Annotated in this window: 22 protein-coding genes; 10 read left to right on the forward strand and 12 right to left on the reverse strand. The window is 64.6% G+C overall.

The genetic code is table 11. From position 1 onward, the window contains the following. Positions 1-3: 3 nt before the first annotated feature. Positions 4-1,137 (forward strand): homoserine O-acetyltransferase MetX, encoded by a 1,134-nt coding sequence (gene metX / locus QM588_RS16750; RefSeq protein WP_027496400.1) that lies wholly within the window; start codon positions 4-6, stop codon positions 1,135-1,137. A gap of 20 nt (positions 1,138-1,157) precedes the next feature. Here the strand turns inward: metX and QM588_RS16755 are convergent, their stop codons facing one another. The 3 genes from QM588_RS16755 to QM588_RS16765 form a co-directional block, all read right to left on the reverse strand. Beyond that, complete coding sequence (locus QM588_RS16755; protein WP_283315284.1) at positions 1,158-1,403, reverse strand: DUF3017 domain-containing protein; 246 nt, start codon at positions 1,401-1,403, stop codon at positions 1,158-1,160. Positions 1,404-1,485: 82 nt separating this feature from the next. Continuing rightward, on the reverse strand, positions 1,486-2,343 hold the full coding sequence (locus QM588_RS16760; RefSeq protein WP_283314989.1) for a bifunctional methylenetetrahydrofolate dehydrogenase/methenyltetrahydrofolate cyclohydrolase: 858 nt from the start codon (positions 2,341-2,343) through the stop codon (positions 1,486-1,488). A gap of 56 nt (positions 2,344-2,399) precedes the next feature. Then, positions 2,400-3,008, reverse strand: a complete 609-nt coding sequence (locus tag QM588_RS16765; protein ID WP_283314991.1) for a pentapeptide repeat-containing protein — start codon at positions 3,006-3,008, stop codon at positions 2,400-2,402. Between the two features lie 33 nt (positions 3,009-3,041). Between QM588_RS16765 and QM588_RS16770 the strand changes: the two genes are divergently transcribed. Both QM588_RS16770 and QM588_RS16775 read left to right on the forward strand, forming a co-directional pair. Then, on the forward strand, positions 3,042-3,506 hold the full coding sequence (locus tag QM588_RS16770; RefSeq protein ID WP_283314993.1) for a tRNA (cytidine(34)-2'-O)-methyltransferase: 465 nt from the start codon (positions 3,042-3,044) through the stop codon (positions 3,504-3,506). A 568-nt stretch (positions 3,507-4,074) separates the two neighbouring features. Then, positions 4,075-4,629 carry a DUF6764 family protein gene (locus QM588_RS16775; protein WP_283314996.1) on the forward strand — a complete coding sequence of 185 codons (555 nt, stop codon included), beginning with the start codon at positions 4,075-4,077 and terminating at the stop codon, positions 4,627-4,629. A gap of 26 nt (positions 4,630-4,655) precedes the next feature. Here the strand turns inward: QM588_RS16775 and QM588_RS16780 are convergent, their stop codons facing one another. Then, positions 4,656-5,192 (reverse strand): SDR family oxidoreductase, encoded by a 537-nt coding sequence (locus tag QM588_RS16780; RefSeq protein ID WP_283314998.1) that lies wholly within the window; start codon positions 5,190-5,192, stop codon positions 4,656-4,658. 156 nt (positions 5,193-5,348) lie between these two features. On the opposite strand from QM588_RS16780, the gene QM588_RS16785 reads away from it, so the two are divergent. From QM588_RS16785 to QM588_RS16795, 3 genes are all read left to right on the forward strand, one after another. Continuing rightward, positions 5,349-7,583 carry a DUF222 domain-containing protein gene (locus QM588_RS16785; protein ID WP_283315000.1) on the forward strand — a complete coding sequence of 745 codons (2,235 nt, stop codon included), beginning with the start codon at positions 5,349-5,351 and terminating at the stop codon, positions 7,581-7,583. A gap of 76 nt (positions 7,584-7,659) precedes the next feature. Next, positions 7,660-8,613 carry a methyl-accepting chemotaxis protein gene (locus QM588_RS16790; protein WP_283315001.1) on the forward strand — a complete coding sequence of 318 codons (954 nt, stop codon included), beginning with the start codon at positions 7,660-7,662 and terminating at the stop codon, positions 8,611-8,613. Between the two features lie 55 nt (positions 8,614-8,668). Then, positions 8,669-9,394: an SDR family NAD(P)-dependent oxidoreductase gene (locus QM588_RS16795; protein ID WP_283315003.1), complete on the forward strand. Its 726-nt coding sequence runs from the start codon at positions 8,669-8,671 to the stop codon at positions 9,392-9,394. A 19-nt stretch (positions 9,395-9,413) separates the two neighbouring features. Here QM588_RS16795 and QM588_RS16800 read toward each other — a convergent pair whose 3' ends face one another. Together QM588_RS16800 and QM588_RS16805 are read right to left on the reverse strand one after the other, a co-directional pair. Further along, on the reverse strand, positions 9,414-9,914 hold the full coding sequence (locus tag QM588_RS16800) for a metallophosphoesterase family protein (RefSeq protein ID WP_283315005.1): 501 nt from the start codon (positions 9,912-9,914) through the stop codon (positions 9,414-9,416). 54 nt (positions 9,915-9,968) lie between these two features. Next, positions 9,969-13,244 (reverse strand): error-prone DNA polymerase, encoded by a 3,276-nt coding sequence (locus QM588_RS16805; RefSeq protein ID WP_283315007.1) that lies wholly within the window; start codon positions 13,242-13,244, stop codon positions 9,969-9,971. A gap of 127 nt (positions 13,245-13,371) precedes the next feature. Here QM588_RS16805 and QM588_RS16810 point away from each other — a divergent pair, with 127 nt between their 5' ends. Next, a complete protein-coding gene (locus QM588_RS16810) occupies positions 13,372-15,501 on the forward strand; it encodes an MMPL family transporter (protein ID WP_283315008.1) in 2,130 nt (709 codons plus the stop codon). 34 nt (positions 15,502-15,535) lie between these two features. After that, the gene (locus QM588_RS16815) at positions 15,536-17,536 is read left to right on the forward strand and encodes an SDR family oxidoreductase (RefSeq protein ID WP_283315009.1); all 2,001 of its coding nucleotides are present in this window, start codon (positions 15,536-15,538) and stop codon (positions 17,534-17,536) included. 22 nt (positions 17,537-17,558) lie between these two features. Here QM588_RS16815 and QM588_RS16820 read toward each other — a convergent pair whose 3' ends face one another. Beyond that, positions 17,559-18,323 carry a class I SAM-dependent methyltransferase gene (locus QM588_RS16820; RefSeq protein ID WP_283315010.1) on the reverse strand — a complete coding sequence of 255 codons (765 nt, stop codon included), beginning with the start codon at positions 18,321-18,323 and terminating at the stop codon, positions 17,559-17,561. A 55-nt stretch (positions 18,324-18,378) separates the two neighbouring features. On the opposite strand from QM588_RS16820, the gene QM588_RS16825 reads away from it, so the two are divergent. Continuing rightward, entirely contained in the window at positions 18,379-19,338 is a 960-nt protein-coding gene (locus QM588_RS16825; protein WP_283315011.1) for an ArsR/SmtB family transcription factor, read from the forward strand. A 224-nt stretch (positions 19,339-19,562) separates the two neighbouring features. Here QM588_RS16825 and QM588_RS16830 read toward each other — a convergent pair whose 3' ends face one another. Genes QM588_RS16830 through QM588_RS16845 form a run of 4 tightly spaced genes read right to left on the reverse strand, consistent with a single transcriptional unit; the run spans position 19,563 to position 23,295 of the window. Further along, the gene (locus tag QM588_RS16830; protein WP_283315013.1) at positions 19,563-20,072 is read right to left on the reverse strand and encodes a hypothetical protein; all 510 of its coding nucleotides are present in this window, start codon (positions 20,070-20,072) and stop codon (positions 19,563-19,565) included. Between the two features lie 9 nt (positions 20,073-20,081). After that, on the reverse strand, positions 20,082-20,840 hold the full coding sequence (locus QM588_RS16835; RefSeq protein WP_032393324.1) for an alpha/beta fold hydrolase: 759 nt from the start codon (positions 20,838-20,840) through the stop codon (positions 20,082-20,084). A gap of 20 nt (positions 20,841-20,860) precedes the next feature. Continuing rightward, a complete protein-coding gene (locus QM588_RS16840; protein WP_027496378.1) occupies positions 20,861-22,435 on the reverse strand; it encodes a DNA polymerase Y family protein in 1,575 nt (524 codons plus the stop codon). Beyond that, positions 22,432-23,295 carry a hypothetical protein gene (locus QM588_RS16845; protein WP_032387024.1) on the reverse strand — a complete coding sequence of 288 codons (864 nt, stop codon included), beginning with the start codon at positions 23,293-23,295 and terminating at the stop codon, positions 22,432-22,434. Before QM588_RS16845 ends, QM588_RS16840 begins: the two co-directional genes overlap by 4 nt. Positions 23,296-23,500: 205 nt before the next feature. Between QM588_RS16845 and QM588_RS16850 the strand changes: the two genes are divergently transcribed. After that, positions 23,501-24,721: a serine/threonine-protein kinase gene (locus tag QM588_RS16850; protein ID WP_186439997.1), complete on the forward strand. Its 1,221-nt coding sequence runs from the start codon at positions 23,501-23,503 to the stop codon at positions 24,719-24,721. Between the two features lie 23 nt (positions 24,722-24,744). Here QM588_RS16850 and QM588_RS16855 read toward each other — a convergent pair whose 3' ends face one another. Continuing rightward, positions 24,745-25,752: a DNA polymerase III subunit beta family protein gene (locus tag QM588_RS16855; protein ID WP_283315015.1), complete on the reverse strand. Its 1,008-nt coding sequence runs from the start codon at positions 25,750-25,752 to the stop codon at positions 24,745-24,747. Positions 25,753-25,800: the final 48 nt, after the last annotated feature.

The following is a 25,800-nucleotide window of genomic DNA, read 5'->3' on the forward strand; positions in this document are numbered from 1 at the left end:
AGCTTGAATACAGGCGTTCGTCCGGAGGCGGTTCTTCCGTCTCCGGACGGGCGGTTGGGAACCATCGACATCGGTGGTCTCGATCTCGAGAACGGTTCTCACATCCCGCACGTGACCGTGGCGGTGCAGCGTTGGGGCGAGATGGCAGCCGATCGCAGCAACGTCGTCCTCGTCGAACACGCGTTGACCGGTGATTCCCACGTTTCGGGACCGCCGGATGCCGACCACGTACTGCCCGGTTGGTGGAACGGGATGGTCGGGCCGGGCAGCCCCATCGACACCGACGAATGGTGTGTCGTCGCCACCAACGTGCTCGGCGGATGCGGAGGCACCACCGGGCCGAGCAGTATCTCCCCCGACGGCACCCCGTACGGTTCGCGCTTCCCCGAAATTTCGATCCGCGATCAGGTGGCGGCAGAGGTCGCGGTGGCCGACGTTCTGGGTATCGATCGGTTCGCCGCCGTCGTGGGCGGATCGATGGGCGGCATGCGCACGCTCGAATGGATTGTGGGACATCCGGATCGGGTGGGTGCCGCGCTGGTCCTCGCCGTCGGTGCCCGCGCGACAGCAGACCAGATCGGGACGCAAACCACCCAGATCGCTGCGATCAAGGCCGATCCGGGTTGGCTCGGCGGCAACTACCACGACACCGGCACCGCCCCGACCGCCGGACTCGGAATTGCTCGACGCATCGCGCATCTGACGTACCGAACCGAGAGCGAACTCGACATTCGGTTCGGAAACTCTCCCCAGAACGACGAGGATCCGTGGGCCGGCGGCAGGTACTCCGCGCAGAGCTACCTCGAGCATCAGGCCGCCAAACTGGTCAATCGATTCGACGCGGCAACGTACGTTCTTCTGAGCGAAGCGATGAACCGCCACGACGTGGGCCGAGGACGCGGCGGCGTTGCCGAAGCCCTTGCGTCCGTGCCGGTTCCGACCATCGTCGGGGGCGTCGATTCCGATCGCCTCTACCCGCTTCGACTGCAGAAAGAAATTGCGCGTGAGCTCCCACAGTGCCGGGGGCTCGAAGTGATCCAGTCGCGAGACGGCCACGATGGATTTCTCACCGAGGCCGATTCGGTGGCGAAGCTGCTGGCCGAGACGATGGAGCTCGCCCGCCTCGGACGGCGCTGACCCGAGTCGATCGGTCTACGTCAGTCCGTCCCCAAGGGATCGATCGACAGCGACAGAAAAACGATCGCACCGCCGACGCATCCCAGCGCCAACACGTCGAATGCCCTGCTGCGCACCTTCAGGGTGCCGACGCGTGACTCCGGCAGGCACAGTCGCAGCAACGCTGCCACCACAGCTGCACACCCGAAGATGAACGAGCCACGCCGCCAACGGTCGGCGAGAACCAGGACCAGCGCGGCGAGCACGATGACCGACACCGCGACCATCGGCAGATTCCGAGCGAGCGCCGCTCGGAAACCCGGCACGTGATCGCCTCGCGCATCCTGTGTCTCGTTCACCTCGGCTCGCTCAACTCTTGGCCGCAGTGCGTTCGGCTCGCTCCACGACATTGGACAGCAGAAACGCTCGCGTCAACGGCCCCACTCCGCCGGGGTTGGGCGACAGGAAACCTGCCACCTCGGCGACGTCGTCCGCGACGTCTCCGCGCAATCCGTCCTCGGTGCGGGTGACCCCGACGTCGAGCACAGCCGCGCCGGGCTTGACCATGTCTGCGGTGATCAATCCGGGAACTCCGGCGGCCGCGATGACGATGTCGGCACGGGAGACCTCTGCGGCGAGATCACGAGTTCCGGTGTGGCACAACGTGACCGTCGCATTCTCCGAGCGGCGCGTCAGCAGCAGTCCGATCGGCCGGCCCACCGTCACACCGCGGCCGATGACCACGGCACGCGCCCCGTCGAGTGCGACGTCGTAGCGCCGCAGCAGGTGGACGATGCCCCGCGGGGTGCACGGCAATGCGGCGTCCTTGCCCAGCACCAAGCGTCCGAGATTGATCGGGTGCAGACCGTCGGCATCCTTGTCGGGATCGATGCGCTCGAGCGCGGCGTTCTCGTCCAGATGCTTGGGCAACGGAAGCTGCACGATGTACCCGGTGCAGTCGGGGTTGGCGTTGAGCTCGTCGATGACCGCTTCGAGATCGGACTGGGTGATGTCTGCCGGAAGATCGCGTCGAATGGAGGTGATGCCCACCTTCGCGCAGTCGTTGTGCTTGCCCCGCACGTACGCGGCAGAACCCGGATCGTCTCCGACGAGTACCGTCGCCAGACCGGGAGTGATGCCCTGCTCCCGCAGACGTGCCACACGGGCGGTGAGGTCGACGAATATCTCGTCGCGAGTCGCTTTGCCATCGAGGATCGTTGCAGTCACCGGGCCATTGTTTCAGGTTCTGCCCATCCGGCGGCGCGCCGGGCCGATCGCCGCGGTCAGCCCTCGACGATCAGACCCTGCGCAGCCGCGAAGGCCACCGCTTGCATCAGTTCGATCTTGGCCCCGCGCACCCCTGCGCCGACCCACAGGGACGCATCCACGACGGCTCCGCGCAGGTCCGACTCCTCCATTTTGGCACCGACGGTTCGTGCTCCCGCGAGATCGACGGATCGCAGTACTGCTTTGCGAAGATCGGTCGAGGTCAGGTTCGCTTCCTGCATCCGACATCCGGTCAGATCGACGCCGCGCAGGTCGGCATTACCCAACGAGGCCAACGTGAAATCGACCTCGTCGTAGGTGGCCGGACGCATGCGAGTGTCCACGAACACCGAACCCATCATCGTGGAATGACGGAAGACACTGTGCTGCAGATTGGTTCGAGTGAACGTGCACGAGCGAAAGGCCGAGTTGGTGTGCACCGAATCCGTGAGGTCGGTACCGGTGAAGTCGCACTCGGTGAAAACGACCGAGTCGGTTCGCACATTGCTCATGTCCGCGTCACGGAAGGTGCACCGGACGAACTGTCTGCCCGACCACTCCCGCCCGTCGAGTCGAGAATCCGAGAAATCTTCACCGATGGTCTGCTCGTCGTCCACCTGCCCCATCCTTCCCGGGCTCGTGGTGGCAGAGTGAACCGGGTGTTTCGACTCATGTTCTTCGAGCCCCGGATTCCGCAGAACACCGGCAATGCGATTCGTCTCGTCGCCGGCACCGGATGCGAACTGCATCTCGTGGGCCCCCTCGGATTCGACATGTCCGAACCCAAGCTCAAACGCGCGGGCCTGGATTACCACGACCTCGCGTCGGTCACCGTGCACCAGGACCTGCAGTCGGCGTGGTCCGCACTGGCCCCGGAACGGGTCTTCGCCTTCACCGCGCACGCAACACGCTCCTACGCCGACGTCGCCTACCAACCCGGTGACGTCCTACTGTTCGGACCGGAACCCACCGGACTCCCCGACGACGTCCTGACCGACCCACACGTAACCGATCAACTGCGAATTCCGATGATCCCCGGACGCCGATCACTCAACCTGGCGAACGCCGCGGCAGTGACGATGTACGAGGCCTGGCGCCAACACGACTACCAGGGCAGCGTCTGAGCGGTTGCGGTCGAGTGCGCTCGACTCGGATGATCCTGTGGTGCCCGGGGCGTGACGGATCCTGCCGCCGACCACGGGCCCGCATGAGAGGCCCGTTCCGCCCGAAGGGGATGTCTGCGTCCTGGCACGTCAAATCTATTGTGAGCGTCGACAAATCGATCTGGTCAGATCGACGGTTGCGCTGTGAGACCCAACTATCGAGCTCGCGTCCGACGGCTCGCCAGCCCTCCGATAACAATTTCCTTTCGTTCGGCGGTCGCCCGGGCATGCCGACTCGGAGCATCGCCACCCGCTTCGGAGACCGGCACCGAGCCGACAGCCAAGCCTCAATCACGAACTGACGGAACAGAATCGACCGGACTTCGTACGTAGAACCTGGACAGTACAAAGGCGGTACGAACCGGCTCGACCGATGCCGCAGGGGTCCGAGAAACCGGACTTCTACGACGATTCATCTCCCGATGCCATCGGCACCGTTACACAATCTGTACCGGCTTGCTGTCACGGACCCCCGGAGCGGGGTACCGTGTGCCGCACCGACCCGTTTCGCTCGTGAAGGAGCTTTCTGTTGTTCTCTGTTTCCCTGCCCCGTACGGTTTCTTCCAACTCCTCCTCCGCGCGAACGTCCAGTCGGTTCGGTAGTCGAATCGCCCGCACCGCAGCTATTTTCGCCATCGGATCGGGCCTGACGGCGGCCGCCTTCGCCGGCACCGCCACCGCGTCGGCGGCACCGGTCACGTGCGTGTCGCCGCCCTCGGCCAACGACATCCAGGTGAGCGACACCGCGAGCTGCGGAGCCACCTCGGAGGGACCCGGAAGCGCAACCGCCGGTGCCGCTGACAGCGGCACCGCCGTCAGTGTCAACGACGGGCCGGGCGCAACCAACACCTACGCCAACGGGTACGGTGTCGCGCTCGGAGCAAGCAAGAACGCGGGCACGGCATACGCGCTAGCACTCGGCGGCGGAATCGCGCACTCGTGGGCAGATGCCGGCCAGACGACCCTCGCGGTCGCAGGATGGGGATCCGGTGCAACATCCGAGGCACGCGGCGTCGACTGCGTCGGGCCGCTGTCGTTGGCACTGAACCTCACCAGCGGCCAGTTCTGCGTTCTCGGTAGCTGATCCCTCATCCGATCGATCGGAGCCGACTACCCCGACACGGACCCGTCGAGGTAGTCGGCTCCACCGACGTAGACAGTCCGGCCGGACTTCTCGATGGGTCCGATTGCAGCCTCCGCCACAGCCGCCGCGAACTCCGCAATGGTCGGGAGCGCACCCTGCGCGGTTCGCGCAGCGACTGAGTCCGGGTTACGGCGTTCGAGCAGGGTGACCACGATCGTGCCCTCGATCATGCCCCCGGACACCACGACCGATTCGATTCCCCGAGAATCTAATTCAGGAATCATCCCACGCAGGGCATCCTCCCCCGCTCGCTTGCTAGCAGCAACGGGTTCGTATTCGACGGGGACCGGCTTCGTGCCGTGAAAATGCGCCTGGTGACTGGTGAGGAAAACGATCCGCGAGCCCGGCTTCATACGGTCGATACTCGCGCGAGCCAGCGCCACCTGCGCGTCGCGATTGATACTCATCGCGCAGTCGGGTTCTGCACCGTACTCCAGGCCACCCGAGGCATTGAGAACCAGAACATCGATTGCGCCGAACTCGGCAACGACTACGTTCAGCATGGCGTCGATTGCGCGCACCACAGCATCAGCCCGACGTATTAGGCAGTGTCAGCAAGTGCCCGCGAGGCACCTTTCCATTCTTGTCGGTGGGTCGAGATACTCTTTCTTCAGTTCGAACGCATGTTCTGAACTGGGGGTTACCGGGGGGGGTGAAAAATGGCTGCACCAGTGGTGTCGTTGGATGCGTTGACCACTGCCGCGCGAGAAGAGAATCGGCATGCGGCCCGAAAGATCTCTGCCTGCTACGACTTCCACCTCACCTGCATCGCCCAGGATGCGAAGCATCGACACTACAGCCGGTACGGACGCACCGAGATGGCGGTCGCGTTGGGATGCTCGGCGACGGTCGCCGAGGCCTACATCTCTGTCGGGGTCGCCCTGCACACCCGCATGCCGAAGCTACGGTCTGCGTTCGAGGCCGGTGATATCGACCTTCCGCGAGTGAGGGTGGCGTGCCGGATTCTCGACAACCTCTCGGACGACATCGTGCGGTCGGTCGAGGACGAGATCGTCGAAGCCGCGCGCCGACTCTCGCCGGGGCCGTTGGAGAAGGAGATCTGGGACATTCTGCTGCGGGTCGCGCCGGAGGAAGCAGCGGCGTTGCGGGAGTTCGCGAGGAAGTTCCGCAGTGTCTCGTATGCCCCGGCTGGGGAGTTGGCGCGGATCCGAGCAGTATTGACCGCCCCCGAAGCCGCCGCCGCATGGCAGCTCCTGGAGGAGATGGCCGACACGGTGTGTGTGAAGGATCCGCGCGGTAAGCAGGAACGACTGTGTGATGCGTTCATGGCGCGGATGCACGGAGAACCACGGCTGATTTGCCTGTGCCCACGGTCGGACTGCCCGAAGAAAGATGCAGAGCTGCCGGATCGTCGGGTGCCGTTGACGATGATCACCGTCGACATCGCCACCCTCATCGGACTGCTCGCAAATCCGGCGTACCTGGCCGGGCACGGTTCCATCGACCCCGACCTCGCGCGGGAACTAGCCCGAAACAGTCAGTGGCAGATTCTGCTCACCGAAGCGGTCACCCTCGCCGAGACACTTGGGCTGGCAGTGCAGAACCCGGAAACCGGGGAATGGGAACAACGCTCCGCTGAATCGACAGACACCACAGACACCACAGCCCAGCCGAACACGACAGAACCCGAGCCGGCACAGCCGAACTCGGCGGCATCGAACGTAGCCGAATCGAATACGCCTCCAGCGCATGCGGATACACGCACCGACACAGGCACCAGCACCGCAACACGCTCAGCAGCGCCGACGGACAACGCAACGGAGAAGTCAGCGCCAGCGGACACGGCAGCACCGACAACTCACACCGACAGCGCGACCAAGAATGCAACCGACAATGCAGAACGCGTGGACGGTGCAGAGTGGGTGGACGGTGCGGAGTGGGTAGACGGTGCCAATAGCGATCCTGGGGGTAGCTCGCGGTCGGGTGCCGACACAGTGACCCGATCGCACACCCCGCCAACAAGCAACGGCACCGCAACCGGTACCGGCACCGCAACGTCGCGCGCGGCGAGCACCCCACCACCACTACCGTCAATACCATCACCGCCGCCACCGGACCCAGGACCGCATCGCGACGCAGGGCCGGGTCCGTATTCGCGTTCGGGTTCGGCTGCTGCACAGACCGATTCGACGACCGCCGCGACACCACCTGAGCCGACCGTTGATGACGACACCCGGCAACGGCGTCGGAATGCCCTTGCCTCCGCAGCGGCACTGTTCTGTACCCACACCCCAATCGGCCGGGGCACACGGCACAGCTCTGCCCTCGACCTACCCTCGATGATCCGGTCGAACCGCCGCATGATCCACACACCGGCAGGCATCTACCTCGGCAACGCATCCCTCGCCGCAGCCCTCGAAGCCGCCATCGCCGCCGACCCCACCCTCGCAAAATCCGTCCGACGCGACCCCCTCACCGACCGAGCCCTGATCTACAGACCCGACGCCCTCACCACCGCCGCCATACGACTCCGCGACCGGCACTGCCGCTTCCCCGGCTGCCACCGACCCGCTGCACGCTGCCAACTCGACCACGTGATCCCGTTCGACCACGCCAACCCACTCGGCGGCGGCTGGACCACCATCAACAACCTCCAATGCCTCTGCGAATACCACCACAGCGTCAAAACCGCAGGCTACTGGAAAGCAGTAATGCTCCCCGGCGGCGCGATCCTGTGGACCTCCACCTCGAAGACCACCCGAATCGCCCTGCCAGCCAAAGGAACCGCAGTACCCATCATCGGCAACGACCTCCGGCCACACATCCCCACCCAACCCACACGATCCGGCATCATCGCCTACCCCGACCCACCCGACAACCCGACCCCCGAACCAGAATCGACCAACGAAGAAGACGAGGAGCCGCCATTCTGAGTATCGGTGCGCTCTTCGGTGCCTACTCATGGCAGCCTCGCGAATTCTGGTCGCTGCCGACCGGCATACTCGATCCATGAGGTATTCACGTGCGCACACCCGCCCGAGGGCGCTGTCGTTGCACGGACGGATTCGAGTGTTGACGATGAGCCTGGCGGCGCTCGCCGTTGCGGTCAGCGCTCTGGCGATCTACCTCGTCGCAGAGCAGTCGCTTCGCTCGCAGATCATCGACCGTGTCGGCCGAAACAGCGATGCGCTGATCGCCAGCGCATCGTCGGGAGTGCCGGCCGATCTGTTCGGGTTCGGGATCGAAGACACAGAAGGAACTGCGGTCAAAGTTGCGTTGATGACCACCGATGGCACCTTGGTGTCCTCGTCCAACGGCACCTACCCCTTCACCAACTCCGATGGTGGGCTCGACGATCCGGAGAAGGCGGTCACCGAGGGCCGCACCGATCGGTCACTGCGGGAGGTTCGCGGCTACTACATATCCGCCGAGCGCACCGATTCCGGTGAGACGATCATGGTGGCCGAAGCCCTGAGCGGTACCTCACCACTGCTCGGAAAACTCACGCTGGCCCTGATCCTCGTCGGGGCGTTCCTCGTCGCCCTCGCTGGTCTGGCCGGCGCAGCCGTCGCTCGCACCGGGCTTCGTCCGGTCAGACGGTTACGCGCCGGAACGGAACGAGTGGCCAGGACGGGTGCCTTCGAGCCCATCGACGTCAACGGAGACGACGAACTGGCGTCTCTCGCCAACAGTTTCAACGAAATGCTGGCTGCGCTCTCGCGGTCGCGGGCACGACAGGGACAGTTGATAGTCGACGCAGGTGCCGAACTGATGGAACCATTGACCGCTCTGCGCACCAACATCGATCTGTTGATGTCCCTCGACGGCCCGAATGCCCCGGTCATGCCCGACGAGCAACAGGACCGACTGCGCGTGGAGGTCATCGAACAGATGGACGTCATCATCGGACTGGTGCACGACTTGGTCGACCATGCCAGAGAGCCCGCACCTACCCAGCAGTGAGAACCCAGCAGTGACGGTTAGCTGTCGCCGCCGAGCCGCTCGCTATTGTCGAACGATGAATGCCCCTTTGACGATCGTGACCGGCGGCAGCCGCGGAATCGGAGCCGCAGTATCTCGGCGTCTCGTGGCCGATGGGCACGACGTCGTGATCGCCTACCGCTCGGATTCTGCGACCGCCGACGCAGTGGTGCACGAACTATCGAGCGCCGACCGAACGGTCGTCGCGATACGTGCCGACACCACAGACGAGCGGTCGGTGATCGATCTATTCGCTGCGGCTGCCGAGATCGGCACTGTCACCGGATTGGTGAACAACGCCGGATCGGCGCGCGCAGTAGGGACCCTGGCGAGCAACGACATCGAGACGATCAGGGCAGACTTGGACGTCAACCTGCTCGGCGTCCTGACCTGCTGCAAGTACGCGATCCAAGCGATGGCCGACCACGGCGGTGCCATCGTCAACATCTCCTCCGCGGCAGCCACCATCGGAAGTCCCGGTATGTACGTGCACTACGCCGCGGCCAAGGCAGCCGTCGACACCTTGACGATCGGCCTGTCCAAAGAGCTTGCCGCGCAGAACATTCGTGTCAACGCCGTCGCGCCGGGGGTCATCGAGACCGAGTTTCACAAAGACCGTGAGCGACCACGCAAGATGGCGTCGAGCATCCCCCTCGGCCGCCCCGGAGTGCCCGACGAGATCGCCGGCGCGGTGTCGTGGTTGTTGTCCGAGGATGCGCGCTACGCCACCGGAACGGTCGTCAGAGTCGCAGGTGGAATGTGACGGACGCTCGGCATGCCGCTCAGCGAGGCGGAAGTCGATGCAGCTCGACTTCTGTCAGCTCGCCGCCATCGGCGACGGCGGTGAGGTAGGTACAGAACGGCTGCCGACGCCGGTCCGTCGGAGATCCGGGGTTGAGCAGCCGTAGACCGTTGTCGGCCGTCGTATCCCACGGAATATGACTGTGCCCGAACACGAGGACGTCGGTATCGGGGTATTCGGTCGCCATCCGGCGCTCGCGTCCTGTGGCGGCTCCGGTCTCGTGGACGACGGTGAAGCGCACGCCGCCGAGTACCACGTCGGCACGTTCGGGCATCACCGCACGCAATTCGTCGCCGTCGTTGTTTCCCCAGCATGCGACCAGCGAACGAGATCGCTGCGAGAGTGCCTCGAACGTCGCGAGGTTCACCCAATCGCCGGCATGGATCACCACATCGGCGTCGTCGACGGCGGCCCACACCTGATCGGGCAGCACTTTCGCTCGGGTGGGCAGGTGAGTGTCCGCGATGATCAGTAGCTTCACGCCTCGATTCTGCACCGGCCTCCCACTCGATGACGCACGGGCAGGGCGCGTCCATCAGCGGAAGTCCCTGGATCGGGACGCAACTCGCAAATCCATCAATTGCAGATGGTCTGCCACCACGGTCACCGCTCCCTCGGCATTCTGCACTTTGCCGCGAATGAGCAACGCCGGAGCGGTGATTGCGAGTTTGCGGTACTTTGCCCACAATCCCACCGAGCACACGACGTTGACCATGCCGGTTTCGTCTTCGAGGTTGATGAACGTGACGCCTCCCGCGGTTGCCGGACGTTGACGATGCGTCACTGCACCGCCGACGAGAACCCTGTCACCGTCGGGGATCTGCAGCAGCCGATTCGCGGGGACCACGCCGAGGGAATCCAGCCGATCCCGGAAGAACTGAGTGGGGTAGGAATTGGGTGACACTCCCGTGGCCCAGACATCGGCCGACGCCAGATCGAGGTCCGTCATACCCGGCAGCGCAGGCGCTTTCGTCGATGCGCCGACGCCGGGGAGCAGACCGGGCCGCTCCCCCGCGGCCGCTCCGGCAGCCCACAGCGCCTCTCGCCGAGTGATGCCGAAACACCCCAGCGCGCCGGCCGTGGCCAGTGCTTCCGCTTGCGCTACCGACAGTTCGACGCGTCCCGCCAGATCCAGAAACGAGGTGTACGGCCCGTGTGCATCTCGCGCGTCGACGATCTTCTGGGCAAGTGTCGTCCCGATGAACTTCACGTCCGCCAAACCCATGCGGATCTCGAGACCGTCTGCCTCGAGATTTGCATGGCCGAGGCTGGCGTTGACGTCGGCACCGTGCACGACCACGCCGTGCCGCCGGGCATCGGCCACCAGAGACTGAGGTGAGTAGAAGCCCATCGGCTGAGCACGCAGCAAACCGGCACAGAACGCCGCCGGATGGTGCAACTTGAACCACGACGAGTAGAAGACCAACGAGGCGAAGCTCTGCGAATGGCTCTCGGGAAAGCCGAAATTGGCGAACGCCGAAAGCTTTTCGTAGATTCGATCCGCGGCTGCACCGGTGATGCCGTGCAGATCACGCATTCCGTCGTAGAACCGCCCACGAAGCAATTCCATCTTCTCCGGCGACCGTTTCGACCCCATGGCTCGACGCAGCTGATCGGCATCGGCGGCACTGAAGCCCGCGACGTCGATGGCCATCTGCATCAGCTGTTCCTGGAACAGCGGCACTCCGAGAGTTCGATCGAGCGCTTTCTTCAGCGACGGATGATCGAAGGTGACCGGTTCGAGTCCGTTGCGCCGCTTGACGTACGGGTGCACCGAGCCACCTTGAATGGGGCCGGGACGGATCAAGGCGACCTCGACGACGAGATCGTAGAAATTACGCGGCTTGAGCCGCGGAAGAGTGGCCATCTGGGCCCGCGACTCGACCTGGAACACACCGACCGAATCGGCCCGTTGCAACATCTCGTACACCGCATGTTCGGACAGGTCGATCGAGGCGAGGTCGATCTCGATGCCCTTGTGCTCGGCGACCAGGTCGATCATGTAGTGCAGAGCCGAGAGCATCCCGAGCCCGAGCATGTCGAACTTGACCAAACCCACTGCGGCACAATCGTCTTTGTCCCATTGCAGCACACTGCGATTCTCCATCGTCGCCCATTCCACCGGGCACACGTCGGCGATCGGCCGGTCGCAGATCACCATTCCTCCCGAATGGATGCCGAGGTGACGCGGAAAGCCCTCGATCTGACGCGCGAGTTCGAGAACGGAATCGGGGATCCCGTCGCCGTCCTGATCGCCGATTCCGGACCACCGGGTGATCTGCTTGCTCCACGCGTCCTGTTGCCCCTGGGAGAACCCGAGAGCGCGGGCCATGTCTCGTACCGAGGACTTCCCGCGATAGGTGATGACGTTGGCGACCTGAGCGGCATGGGTACGGCCGTACTTGGCGTACACATGCTGAATGGCCTCTTCCCGCCGATCCGACTCGATGTCGATGTCGATGTCCGGAGGGCCGTCGCGTTCGGGTGCGAGAAACCGCTCGAAGAGCAACTTGTTGGCGACCGGATCGACATTCGTGATTCCGATGGCGTAGCAGACGGCCGAGTTCGCCGCCGAACCTCGCCCCTGACACAGAATGTCGTGGGTCTTGCAGAAATGAACGATGTCGTGCACCACCAGGAAATAGCCCGGAAATTCGAGCCGCTCGATGATGTCGAGCTCGTACTCCAACTGCGAATATGCAGCCGGGTTCGACGATTGCGGGCCGTATCGCCGGGCAGCGCCCTCGAACGTGAGCCGCCGCAGGTAACTGATCTCGGTGTAACCGTCGGGCACCTCGAACGGTGGGAGACGAGGCGCGATCAACGTCAGATCGAACGTACATTCTCGACCCAGTTCGACGGCACCGTGCACTGCACCGGGATAGTGCTCGAACAGCTCCGCCATCTCCGCCCCCGACCGCAGATGTGCACCACCCGTCGGTGCCAGCCACCCTGCCGCCTCGTCCAGACTGCTCCGGGCACGTACCGCAGCCATCGCCATGGCCAACCTTCGGCTACGTGGACTGGCGTAGTGCGCCGCCGTGGTGGCGATCATCGGCAGACCGTACCGGCGAGCCAGGGCAGCGAGAGCGTCGTTGCGCTCATCGTCGTCGGCAGTGCCGTGCCTGGTGAGCTCGACGGTGATGCGCTCGGCCCCGAACCGATCGACCAGATCGCGCAGCGCGAGATCGGCCGCCTCCGGCCCACCCCGCGAGAGTGCTTGGCGAACATGCCCTTTGCGGCAACCGGTCAGGATCTGCCAGTGCCCTCCCGCCGATTCGGTGAGTTCGTCCACGTCGTACCGCGGCTCACCCTTGACTCCGCCGGCCAGATGCGCGGCCGCGATCCGACGCGACAGCCGCCGATACCCTTCCTGTCCGCGAGCGAGCACCAGAAGATGCGTACCTCCGGGATCGGTCGCTCCGGCCCTGGACCGGTGGGTGTCGAGCGAGAGCTCGGCACCGAAGACTGTTCCGATGCCGAGGGCTCGTGCCGCCTCGGCGAAACGTACGACACCGTAGAAACCGTCGTGGTCGGTGATCGCAATGGATTCGAGTCCCAGACGCACCGCTTCCTCGACCATTTCCTCCGGCTGCGATGCGCCGTCGAGAAAACTGAACGCAGAATGCGCATGCAGTTCTGCGTACGGTGTCGACGGCCGAACCGAATCGGGCCGGCGACCCTGATAGGCATCGCGCTTGCGCGACCACGCCGGGCTGTCGCCCCCATCGCCTTCGACGACCGGCTTGGGGCGTCCGGAGAGGACTCGCTCCATTTCCGACCAGGTGGGCGGCCCGTCGTTCCATCCCATCGAGACCACCTCCTTCACACCGTCACACACATCGTCGAACACTTGTTCTAATGAGAACACGAGGGTCCGACACGATCAACTACAGTCGAATCGCTACTCACCCCTTCCACAGAGCCGGAGCACAGTTGTGACGCGTTGGGCATCGTTCGTCGTATCGCACAAGCGATGGGTGCTCGCCGTCGTCGTCGCGGTCGTAGCCGTCGGCGGCGTGCTGGGACTGGGCGTCTTCTCGAAACTGAGTGAGGGCGGATACGCCGACGCAGGCAGCGAATCGTCACAGGTCGCGCGGCTGGTCCAGGGCATCGGCCAACCGACCCCCGACATCGTCGCGATCTACACCGCACCCGACGGACGCACGATCGACGACATCGGACCACAGGTGCAGTCGACACTCGACGAATTCCGCAGCCGCTACACCCTCGGAAACGTGAACTCCTACTGGACCGCGGACCCGGTGACCAAGGAATTCCTGGTCTCGAAAGACCGAACCAAAGCACTGGTGACGATCTCCCTCGGTGCGAAATCGGGAGTTACGTTCAACACGTTCGGTGAGCTACCTCCACAACTCGTCGTCCCCGGCATCGAGTCGCAGTTCGCCGGCGCATCGGTCGTGGGAGTCTCGCTCAGCCAAACCCTCGAGCGAGACCTCGTGCGCTCGGAGATCATCGCCGTCCCCATCACACTTCTGCTTCTCGTCTTCATCTTCGGTGGCGTGATCGCCGCAGCGGTGCCGGTATTCGTCGGGATTCTCAGTGTGCTCAGCTCGCTGGCAATCCTGCGGGTGCTCACCGAATTCACCGAGGTGAGCTCGTTCTCGATCAACGTCGCGTCATTGCTCGGCCTCGGCTTGGCCATTGATTACGGACTGTTCATCGTCAGTCGATTCCGCGAGGAACTCCGCACTGGGTCGTCGTCGATGGAGGCGACCGTACGTACCGTGTCCACCGCGGGGCGCACCGTCGTCTTCTCCGGACTGCTCCTGATCTGCTCGTTCGCGGGCATGCTGGTCTTCCCGCAGGCGGTGATCCGATCCCTCGGATTCGGTGCCATGGCCGCGGTGGCCAGCGCCGCCCTGCTGTCACTGACCGCGGTGCCCGCCCTGCTCGCCCTGCTTGGCACTCGCATCAACTCCTGGACCTGGTCGCGTACCGCCTCGGACCGTAGTGACGCACGCGCACACAAGTTCTGGGGTGGTGTCGTCACCCGAGTGATGAAGAATCCAGGAATCGTCGCCGCCGTCATCGTCGCGGGCCTGCTGATCGTCGCCACGCCGATTCTGAAGGTCTCCTTGGGGGAGGTCGATTACACCGCACTACCGAAGAACGACCCGGCACGGGCAGCCTTCGAAACCCTCGCCACCGACTTCGAGTCCACCGGCGACGGTGCCACCGTGGTGCTGCGGGGTCTCGACGGCGTCAAGCCTCAGGGCCCGCCCGTTGCGGAACTGACCGCAGCGATGAACGCCACCCCCGGCGTTGCCCGCGCCGAATTCCTCGGATCCAAGGACGATCTGGTGGCATTCCAGGCGTCCTACAGCGAACCCCGCGACGGAACGACCGAGGCTCGGTCCCAATCGAATGCGGTGACTGCCCTCCGGTCGATCACTCCACCGGACGGCACCGAAATCCTCGTCGGCGGCGGACGCGCGAACGTCGACGACGGTAATGCCGCGATCGCGAAATGGCTGCCGGTGATGATCGCGATCATGGTGATCTCGACGTTGGTCCTGCTGTTCCTGGCCTTCGGCTCGATAGTGCTGCCGATCAAAGCAGTTCTCATGGCCGGGCTGAGCCTGGCAGCGACCTTCGGAGCACTGACCTGGGTGTTCCAGGAAGGTCACGGTGCAAGCCTGCTGGGAGTGACGCCCGGTCCGCTCGAGTCGACCTTCGTCGTACTCATCCTCGCAGTCATCTTCGGCCTGTCGACCGACTACGAAGTGTTCTTGATGTCTCGGATGGTCGAAGCGCGCTCGGCAGGTGCTTCCACCGAGGAGGCCGTCATTTTCGGAGCCCAACGCACCGGACGCATCGTCACTGCCGCGGCCCTGATTCTGATCGTCGTCACCGGTGCGTTCACGATCTCGGGCCTGTCGATCATGAAGTTCCTCGGCTTCGGCGTGATTCTGGCGCTGATCATCGACGCCACCATCATCCGCATGCTGCTGGTGCCCTCCTTGGTCAAGCTCATGGGCGAAGCCAACTGGTGGGCCCCGGCGTGGATGAAGAAGGTGCACGAGAAGGCCGGTATGGGGCACTAGCCGTCGAACTTACCGAGGAGTAAGGTCGCCTCGCATGGCGAGCTACATCGTGACCGGCGGTACCGGGTTTCTGGGCAAGAACGTGCTGCCCCGACTTCTCGGACGTGATGCGGACGCCCTCGTCCATGTACTCGTTCGACCGCAATCGGTCGCTCGACTCGAAAAGCTGGCCGACGAGCTGGACGGCGGCGACAGAATCCGCCCACTGATCGGCGATCTCGTCGAACCCGGGCTCGGCCTGAAAGACGTTCCGGCCGACGTCGATCACATTGTGCATCTCGGTGCCGTCTACGACCTCACGGCGGGAGACGAGCAAACCCCGACCAATGTCGCCGGAACGGCGTCGGTGATCGAACTGGCGAAAAGGACCGACGCTCGTCTGCACCACATCTCGTCGATCGCAGTGGCAGGTGACTACCGAGGGACGTTCTCCGAGAACGACTTCGACAAGGGGCAGAACTTTCCGACGGCGTATCACCGCACCAAGTTCGAGTCCGAGAAACTGGTTCGCACAAGCGCCGTGGACTGGCGGGTGTACCGACCCGCTGCCGTGGTCGGGCACTCCGACACCGGCGCGATAGACAAGGTCGACGGCCCGTACTACTTCTTTCCACTGTTCGCCGAGCTGGCGAAACTGCCTGCGGTCCTGCCGATCACGGTACCCAAGATCGGACACACCAACCTGGTTCCGGTCGACTACGTCGCGGACGCAATCGTGGAACTGGTTCACCGAGACACCCCGTCCGGCAGCGTTTTTCACCTGGTGAATCCGGAGCCTCAGTCGATGGCCGAGGTGTACTCCGCATTCTCTTCGGCAGCCGGATCACGCGCCAGAATCGTCGACATCCCAGGGAAGCTGGTTGCCCCCGTGGTGTCACCCACCTCCGGAGCGGTTCGGAAACAACGAAACGCTGCGCTTCGCGATCTGGGCGTGCCGCCGGTGATGCTCGATCATCTGACGCTGCCGACCGTCTTCGAGTCCGCAACGACACAGAAAGCATTGCAGGGCAGCTCCATCGCACCGCCGCCGCTGCGGACGTACGCCGACCGCCTGTGGCAATACTGGAGCGAGAATCTCGACCCCAAGCGCAACCGCCGAGACGACCCACGCGGTCCGCTGTTCGGCCGCCACATCGTCATCACCGGCGGGTCCTCCGGTATCGGCAGAGCCAGTGCGGAGGCCGCTGCACGAAAAGGAGCGGTGGTCATCGTGCTCGCTCGCGGCCAAGATCAGTTGGACGAGGTCGTCCAGCAGATTCGCGCCGACGGCCATGTGGCTCATGGGTATTCGTGCGATGTCACCGACAGTGAGTCGGTCGAACGAACGGTGAAAGCGATACTGCACGACCACGGGCACGTGGACATGCTCGTCAACAGCGCGGGCCGATCCATTCGCCGCGCGCTCTATCGTTCCACCGACCGACTGCACGATTACGAACGCACCATGGCCGTCAACTACTTCGGAGCGATTCGGGTGGTGTTGGCGCTACTGCCGCACATGCGCGAACGCAGCTTCGGGCATGTGGTCAACATCTCCAGCGCCGCAGTGCTGGGGCACCCTCCTCGATTCTCGGCGTACGTGGCGAGCAAGGCAGCACTCGACGGTTTCACCGATGTTGCTGCAGCAGAAACGCTCTCGGACGGAATCACCTACACGACCATTCACATGCCGCTGGTGGACACCCCGATGATCACCCCGACGGGCGACAAGAACGTCGGCACTGTCTTCTCACCGGAGAAGGCAGCCGCGATCGTCATCCGCGCGCTGAGCGACAAGCCGAAGCGAATCGACACCCCGCTGGGAACACTCGGACAGTTCGGGGCCATCTTCAGCCCCAAGGGCAAAGATCGCACGATGCATCAGCACTACCGAAAATTCGCCGAGTCGGCCGCCGCCAAGGGCGAAACGCCGGTTCCCGTCGAAGACGGGAAAGTGCCCTATCGGGTTCGGCCGTACGACCCGTCGACCCCCAGCGCGCGTATAGGCAAGGTCGTCCGCCGCATCGGCAGGCTGGTACCCGGCACCAGTTGGTGACGTGCGCAAGCCGGCTGCCGGGTCACGGGGCCACGGCGGTCCACAACGTCCAGCGATCGCGTTCGATCAACTCACCTTCGGCCAGGCGAGCACGTAGATACTCGACCAACTCCGTAAGTTCGACGTCGGACAGCTCGTGCAGGATCGACCGGCCTGTTCTGCCCGCGATTTCGTCGAGGTATTCGTCACGGCCGGAGTAGAGGCGACGGGTTTCCCAGAGTTGCTGCGTAGCGACATCGACGAATCCGGCTCGGGACAACGCGTCGCGAATATCGTCGACGCCATGCCGTCGTCGAAGTTCGATGTCCATCAGCCGTGGAAAGGCGTCGAAAAAATAGCCGCGCGGGTTGGTTGCAGAGCCGGACAGCCCGGCGTCCTCGGCCGTGCGGTCCTGGATGATCACCGTCCCACCCGGTCCCAGAAGCCGAGCAGACTCGACCGCCACTGTGTAGGCGTCGGGCAGATGGTGAACGAGGGCGCGAGCGAACACGATGTCGGCTTGTCCGTTAGGCAAGCCGGTGTGCTCGGCACCAGCGCAGACGAATTCGATATCTTCGGGCGACGAGCGTCCGGCCGATTCGAGGATCGGCGGACTCGAATCGATCGCCGTCACACTCGCCCCCATCGAACGCCATGCCCGCGCATAGGTTCCGCCGCCGCACCCGAGATCGACCACGTGCGCTCCGACCGGATCGACGATACGGACGACGGCATCGATCCAAGAGGAGTCGGCCTCACGGTTCGAGTAGGTGTTGTTGTTGCGCGGATCTCGAAAGTCGATAGGCATGTGATCGAGTACAGCGAGCCACGCCGAGGGCGTCCACCATTTAGTGTGGGGCTACATGTTGGCTCTGCATCTTCGGGCCGCCGACTTGGCGGACACGTCACTGACCGTCTCGCCTCTGTTCGAGACGGTCCTGAGCCTGCGCACATGGACCGCTCCGAACCGGCACCCACTGCACGAGCCCTGGCGACGACGCGTCCGATCGGCATGGCAGCAGTGTGACACCGAGATGCTGACGGCGCTGGTCTCTCCCGATGGGAGAATCCCGGATTTCCTCGCACCCCGACCGCCCACCCAGTCGCCGGTTTTCGACGACGAGATTGCTGTTGTCGGGGCAACACCGGCAACGGAGATGCGACGCGATATCGCGGCCGCCTTCTCCGCCGAGATTCCTGCGGCCCTCATCGGCCCGGCCCGAGCGGTGCGCACCCGTGCAGTCCACGCGCTCTCGTACTACTGGGCAACGTGCCTCGAACCCGACTGGTCCAGGATCCGAGCGGTACTGGACGGCGATGTGGACTACCGGGCACAACAGCTCTCGCACTTCGGGGCGCGAAAGATGTTCGAGCATCTCGATTCTCGTGTCCGATGGGACGATGGCGTGCTGTGGGTCGACAGGCTAGAGGACCGGGTGTGGGTCGACATCGACGGACGTGGACTCCCACTGATTCCGTCGGTGTTCGTCCACGGCGCGATCACGCAAACGAGCCCGACGCGGGCTCCCTCCCTGGTGTATCCGGCCCGCGGGCGAGGCGCAGTGTGGGACATGGGGCGGACAGCTCCGAACCGAGCGCTGACCAATCTCCTCGGCACCCAACGCGCAACGATTCTCACGCTGCTCGATGCGCCCACCACAACCGGGGAACTCGCTGCGGCACTCGGCGTCTCACCCAGCGCAGCAAGCCAGCATCTTCGCGTTCTGCGCGAAGCAGCGGTGGTGCGACGCGTCAGACAGGGACGATCGGTGCTGTATGTACGCACTCCGCTAGGGGACGAGCTGGTCGGGCCGAGTCGATAGATCGCCCACCGTCACACTGTCAGTAGGTGATTCATCGCGCTGATACGGCATCACTCGATCATGGAGTGGGCGGCTCCCCGCCATGGTGGCCTCTCTAGCCGGGGGATACGTACCAGAATCCCATCGGAGGAAGCGGCCATGCTCGAGGGATTGGGAGACGCATACGCCGAATACATGGCACGCTCGAAGCGATTGGTGCCCTTCGTCTTCTAGCGCTGGGTTTCTCAGCGCAACAGAGCTGTGGCCCACACTCGCAGAAATCCCTGACTCAGGTACGTCAATGAGCCGATGGCCAGTATCCATTTGACGGTGCTGACCACGGTGGTGGCCCGGACAACGGTGTCGGAGATGTGTTCTCGGTTGTCGACCAATACCAACCCGACAATGTTCTCGATGTAGTCACCGGCAGCGGAGGCCACCGGAGCGACGGCCAATGCCGTCGTTACTGCAGGGCTCAGCGGAGTCTTCGCCGCCAAACTCCTTGCACCCGCACGCAGTGCGATGGCATAGATGGCCGGGTGGACGAAGTCGGGCAAATAATGACTGCGAAAGCGGGCGATCTCCGTCTCGTCCATGCTCGCCAGAATCTGCCGGTACCGCTGTTCGGACCAGGCAGTCTGCACTGCAAGCACTTTCGGTGCCGCGGGCCCGAGCAACCGGGCGATATTGGCCTGGGAGACGACGAACAACGCCGACCATCCCAGCAACTTCCGGTCCAACACACTCAGCGACATGAGTGCAGATTACTGCGTCAGAAATGGACGAACTACCGCTTCGAAGGCCGAGTAGCCATCGCGGTGGATGCTGTGTCCGGTCCTGAATGCCTCCACTCGACAGTTCGGAATGCTCGCTACCATCGCGTCGAGCCGAACCGGATCGACCATGCCGCCCGGACCTCCACGAAGTACCAACGTCGGAGCAGTGATGTCGGCCAGCGACTCCCACCACCGCGGGTTCGGCCGACGGAACTGCTCGAGAGCAGTGGCGGTCATCGATCGATCGAACGCGAGTACCGCTCGGGGATGCAGAACAACGCTGGTCGCCGCATGCCAGAGTTCGGTGACCGACGGCATCCGACCGGTCAGGGTCGGCGGGGCGTCCCCCGGCCTGATCGGTATCGGAAGTTCTTCGAGAACCAGACGGCGAACGAGAGACGGACGACGCTGCGCCACGAGCGAGACCGCGTATCCACCGAGCGAATGCCCGACGAGATCGACTTCGGTGAGCCCGAGGTGATCGATCAGGGCGAGGAGATCACCGCCGAACATGTCGAACTCGTACGTGGGCGTGTGGGCACTCTTGCCGTGCCCGCGCAGATCGACGGTGATCACCCGGCGACCGTGCGCGGTCAGAGCCCGAGCGAAGCGATCCCAGGTTCCGCTGTCTCCGCCCATGCCGTGCACCAGCATCACCGGTGCCGCACTCGTGTGTTCCAGCGGCGCGAACGAGCGATACGCGATGTCGACGCCATCGAGGTCGACCGTCTCGGACATCATCTGCATTTCCCCGACGGTAGCGGTTCCTACTCGTAGATTCCTTCCACCCGCCACAGACCGTCGTCGAACACCAGCAGCAACGCCCTCTCGTCGTCGAGCACCACCTGTGCCCGCGCCGTCGGCCCCGTCGATCCTTGCCCGCTGTCCCACCACCGTTCGTCGACGGGCCACGGCCCGGCCAGGCCCGTCAACTCCCATTCCTTGGTCCCCCACCGCAATCTCTTGGGCGGCGCATCGAACACACCGCGGTCGGTGACGCCGATTCCCGAACCCGCTCGATTCATCAGCGTCACTGCCGGGCGTGTCTCGATCACCGCCGCCGGTGCCGGCTCGGGTAGTCGGCCCGGCCACGGGGCCGATGGATCGGACAGCGGCACCAGCTCGTCTCCCAGGGGACGCAACGTGATCCGCTCGGCCGGCCCGCGTCCACCGCTGAGAACACCCCCGAGCACCGATTCGCCACCGAGCAGACCCTGAACGCGTACCAACGCCCGACGCGCCCTGTCGTCCTCGTCACCGACACTGCCCCACAAGCCCAGCTGCAACTCCCCCGCTGCCACCACTTCGATCGGCTCGAGGCGCAGGACGGTGATCGCCGACGTCGGCTTGTTCTCGCTGCGTCCGGTGATCCAGCCGTCGAGTTGCCACCGCACGCGATCGGCCGTGCCCTCCGGCGTCAACGGCTCGGCGCACCGCCAGATTCGCGACAAATTCTCACCGTTGCCGGTACTGGCGTGCACCAGCAACCGAGTGCACGCAACAGCAGCCGCAGCGAGCTTGGTGTGCAGCTGCTCGGCCAATGCGCGCCCGGCGAACGCGGCTGCATCCACCCGATCGATCGGCGGATCGCACAGATACTCCACATCCAGGTCGGGAGGCAGAGCACGGGCAGACGGCGGCCTTTCGGGCTCACCGCGGGCACTGCGATGCGCCAGCACGGCATCGGTACCGAATCGCGATGCCACATCCGACGGAGACAGGGCAGCGAAGTCCCCGATTCTGCGTAAACCCAAGCGGTGCAACAGATCCACCAGTTCACCACGATCGGCTGCGGCCATACTGGGCTCCGCCGAGAGTTCGGCGATCGGTAACGGCGAAAGAAACCCGGCACCACCGCCGCGCGGCACCACCTGTGCGTACCGCGCGGCGACGACTGCGGTGGACAACTCGTCGGCAATCCCGATCTGACATTCGACACCGGCAGCCGACGCTTCGTCGATCAACCGCTCCGCGGCGCGATGCTCGGTACCGAAGTACCGTCCGACACCACGCGCTGCAAGAACCAACAGGCCCGGCCGCAGCACTTCGACGCCGGGGGCGATGGCTGCGACAGCCGAGACCACGGGCTCGAACAGGCGTGCATCACGATCGGTATCGGCAACGGCCACATGCACGTCGGGGCACCGCGCCTGCGCCTCCCGGCGACGTAGGCCGCGCTTGATGCCCGACGCCCGTGCCGTGGCCGAGCAGGCGACGACCCGGTTGGCCGACGTGACGACCACCGGATGCGTCGCCGGTAGATCGGCCTGAGCTGCTGCGGCGACGGCAGGCCAGTCGGGACACCACAGCGCCAGAACACGGTTGGACTGGCCGGTACTCATGTCGAGACCGCGATCGACAACGGATTCGACTCTTGCTGTTCGGCGTGCCATTCGATGCGGCCGTTCTCCGCACGCAAGTCGAATCGAACCGTACGAGGACGCATCGCTTTGCCCCGCGCGCACACCGACAATCGAACCCCGCGCAGCCGGCCACGCCCCAGCTCACGGCCTGTGCCGAGGCCGTCGTAGCCGTGCACCGACGCGTCGAGTCGTAGCTCGGCTCCGTCCCAGTGCCCGTCGGTCACCACCAACGTCGACCCCTTGCTGCGGGCGCGCGCCACTACTGCCCTGGCCCGAGTCGGTGGTACCGACAGGCCACCGAGACCGAGGACGACGAGATCGACGCCGTCGAGCAGGATCGCCGCCACTTCCACCGGGTCGGGGCCGGGATCGGGAATCAGAGCCAACTTGCTCAGTTGCGCGCCCATCTCCACCGCAGCCAGCAGCCCGAAGCGGGGCTGACCTATGACGGCGACATGGCCACCGGCACCGGTCACCGCGGCCACCAACCCGATCAACAACGAACCGGCACCGGACACCGAGGCCACCGTTCCGCGCACCAGACCACCGTGCGGAAGAACCTCCATCAGCGCCGACGGCACCGGAAGAACAGGCCGCCTACGGGTCGGTACCGACACCTGCTCCGAGCTGTCGACGACGTCGGATTCGGGGTCGGAATCGGGGTCGGTAGGGCGGGGACGAACGGGAGCAGAATTCTCGATGCGCACCGAGGCCGTTTCACCGCGAGACGGTACGGCAGCCATCCGACTGCGTAGCAGCGCCACCCGCTCGGGAAGCGACAACCCGTCGAGCGCATCCGGCGGTACGGAAGCCTGTGCTGCAGCCTCGGAAACAGACATGTCACTCCCCTTCACTGCATGAAAAATCGAGCCGAAACACCGGTGTTCGACGGACGCGGGAAGTGACGTATTCGAACACAATTTCGATCTGCACCCAGTAAAGCCGTTCGGACGGCAACTCGTCAAGGCGATGCCGTAGCCCCTGGTAGAGGCGGTAGTACCGCTGCTGCGGGCACACTGCGGCATCGTCCACTAACCTGTGGACGTGACCGATCAGCAGCGTGTTCGACGGGGAGTCGGGCCCGACTACCTCCTCGCCGGCAGATACCGTCTCGCCGGCAAGCTCGGCGGTGGCGGCATGGGCGCGGTCTGGCTCGCCACCGACACCCTTCTGCACCGGCAGGTGGCCGTCAAACAGGTCACCTCCACCACCCGATTGACCCCGGAACAGGCAGTGGACGTGCGCAACCGGGCCATGCGTGAAGGACGGATCGCGGCCCGCCTGTCGAGCCCACACGCCATCGCGATGCACGACGTCGCTCTCGTCGACGGCGAGCCGTGGTTGATCATGGAATACCTGTCCTCACGCAGCCTCGCGCAGGCGCTCGGCGTCACCGACTCACTACCACCGTTCGAAGTCGCTCAGATCGGTGCGCAGATCGCCGACGCCCTGACCGAAGCACACGACGCCGGAATCGTGCATCGCGACATCAAGCCGGGCAACATTCTGATCGCCGACCGCGGCAAGGATCTGGGCATCGTCAAGATCAGCGATTTCGGTATCTCCCGAGCCAAGGGTGACGTGGAGGAAGCCGACGACAGCGTCATCACCGGCACCCCCGCATACTTCGCCCCCGAGGTCGCGCGCGGCCAGGACCCCACTGCGGCCAGCGATGTGTTCTCCCTCGGTGCCACGTTGTACACCGCAATGGAAGGTGCGCCGCCCTTCGGCATCGATCACGATTCGATTGCGCTCCTGCACCGAGTTGCCAAGGGGCAGATCATCTCTCCCACTCGCAGCGGAGACCTCACCGGCCCACTACTGCACATGCTCGAGCCCGATCCGGCTCGACGCCCCACCATGGCGCAGGCCCGTGACGAGATCATTCTTGCCGCAATAAGCAAGCGCGGCACCATCTCTCAGTTGCGCGGAGTACCTCTGACCTCAGCGGACGGCGTCGTACCCGCCTGGGCGAGACGATCGACACCCGTCTCGGAATCTCGCCGACCGTCCCGAGAATTCGGACGCACCATCGCCGGTCTGCCCGCCGTGCAACCGGGAGAGAGCCGAACGGATCCGACTCCCTCCTCGTACTCACCGCCGCCGTTCGACCTCCCGAAAAAGAGAAAGAACCCGGTCCAGGACGCACTCATGCGCATCGAGGACGTCATCGGCGACCGGACGTCCATCCCGGCAACGGCCGTCCTCGCCGGACTCGTCGTGGTCGTGATTCTTCTGATCCTGGCCGTCGTCCTGTTGCTGTAACAACTCCCGCGCAGTCCGTCCGTTCAGCCGAGAACCGGCATCACCAATGTCGTCAGAGCGCCGTCGACCGCGGAACGCACCAGCATCGGTTGATCCGGTGCAGCGATATCGAGCATCAGATCCGGTCCGACGGCCGATGCGACGGCGGCCTGCAGAACGGCCGCATCGAAGAACACAACGCTCTGTGAACCGGTCACCCGTGCAGGAACCGGAACACCATCGACCGAGAAACCGTCGGGCCCGGCCTCGATGCGCAGGGTACCGCCGTCGAGCGGAACGAAATCTCGTTGCAGCACAACCCTCGTCACGGTCGGAGCCAGACCGTCCATCATCGTGCGCCAGTCGGGGAATTCACCGTCGACAGTGTTCACCGCCAGCCGAGAACCGTCGGAGTCGATCACCATCGACTCGTCGGTTCGCGTCAGCACGAGGGTGCCCGAGGCGGGGACGTCCGCGAGGGATCCGACGGCTACGATTCGCGACCACGGTAGTCCGGGCGAGCACTGCGCGACGAGACTGCGCGTGGACAATCGATACCGATCCGTCGCGGTGAGGGTGACACTGCTTCCGCCCACCTCGATCAGCACGCCCTGCAGTACCGGAAATTCTTCGCTCGTCCCGGCCGCCGACGAGACCTGCGCCAACGCCGAGGCCAATTCTTCGGCAGATATCGTTGTCGTGCAGTATTTTTGGTCGAACAGTCGGCGAATCGCCACTGCCGCCTCGGCTGCCGCCCCCGCCTGTGCGGCCAGAGCGTCGACGTGTCGATCCACGATCTCGATGGCAGCAGTTCCATCGCCGTCGAGGGCAGCGGCAACCTTGTCGAGTGGCAGCCCGATCTCGCGCAGCTGGCGAATGATGCTCGCCCGCTTCGATTGTGCGCGAGTGTAGTAGCGATAACCCGATTGTGCATCGATGGACGCCGGGGCCAGCAACCCGCAATCGTCGTAGAACCGCAGGGCGCTGGGGGTCAGCCCGCTCTCGCGAGCGAACACACCGATGGTCAGGAATTCTTCGTCCGAATCAGTCATGACGTAATCCTGAAGCTTCGCGTCGGTCGAAGGTCAAGCCCAACGAGA

Source organism: Rhodococcus sp. IEGM 1354 (assembly GCF_030056855.1).
Taxonomy (GTDB): Bacteria; Actinomycetota; Actinomycetes; order Mycobacteriales; family Mycobacteriaceae; genus Rhodococcoides.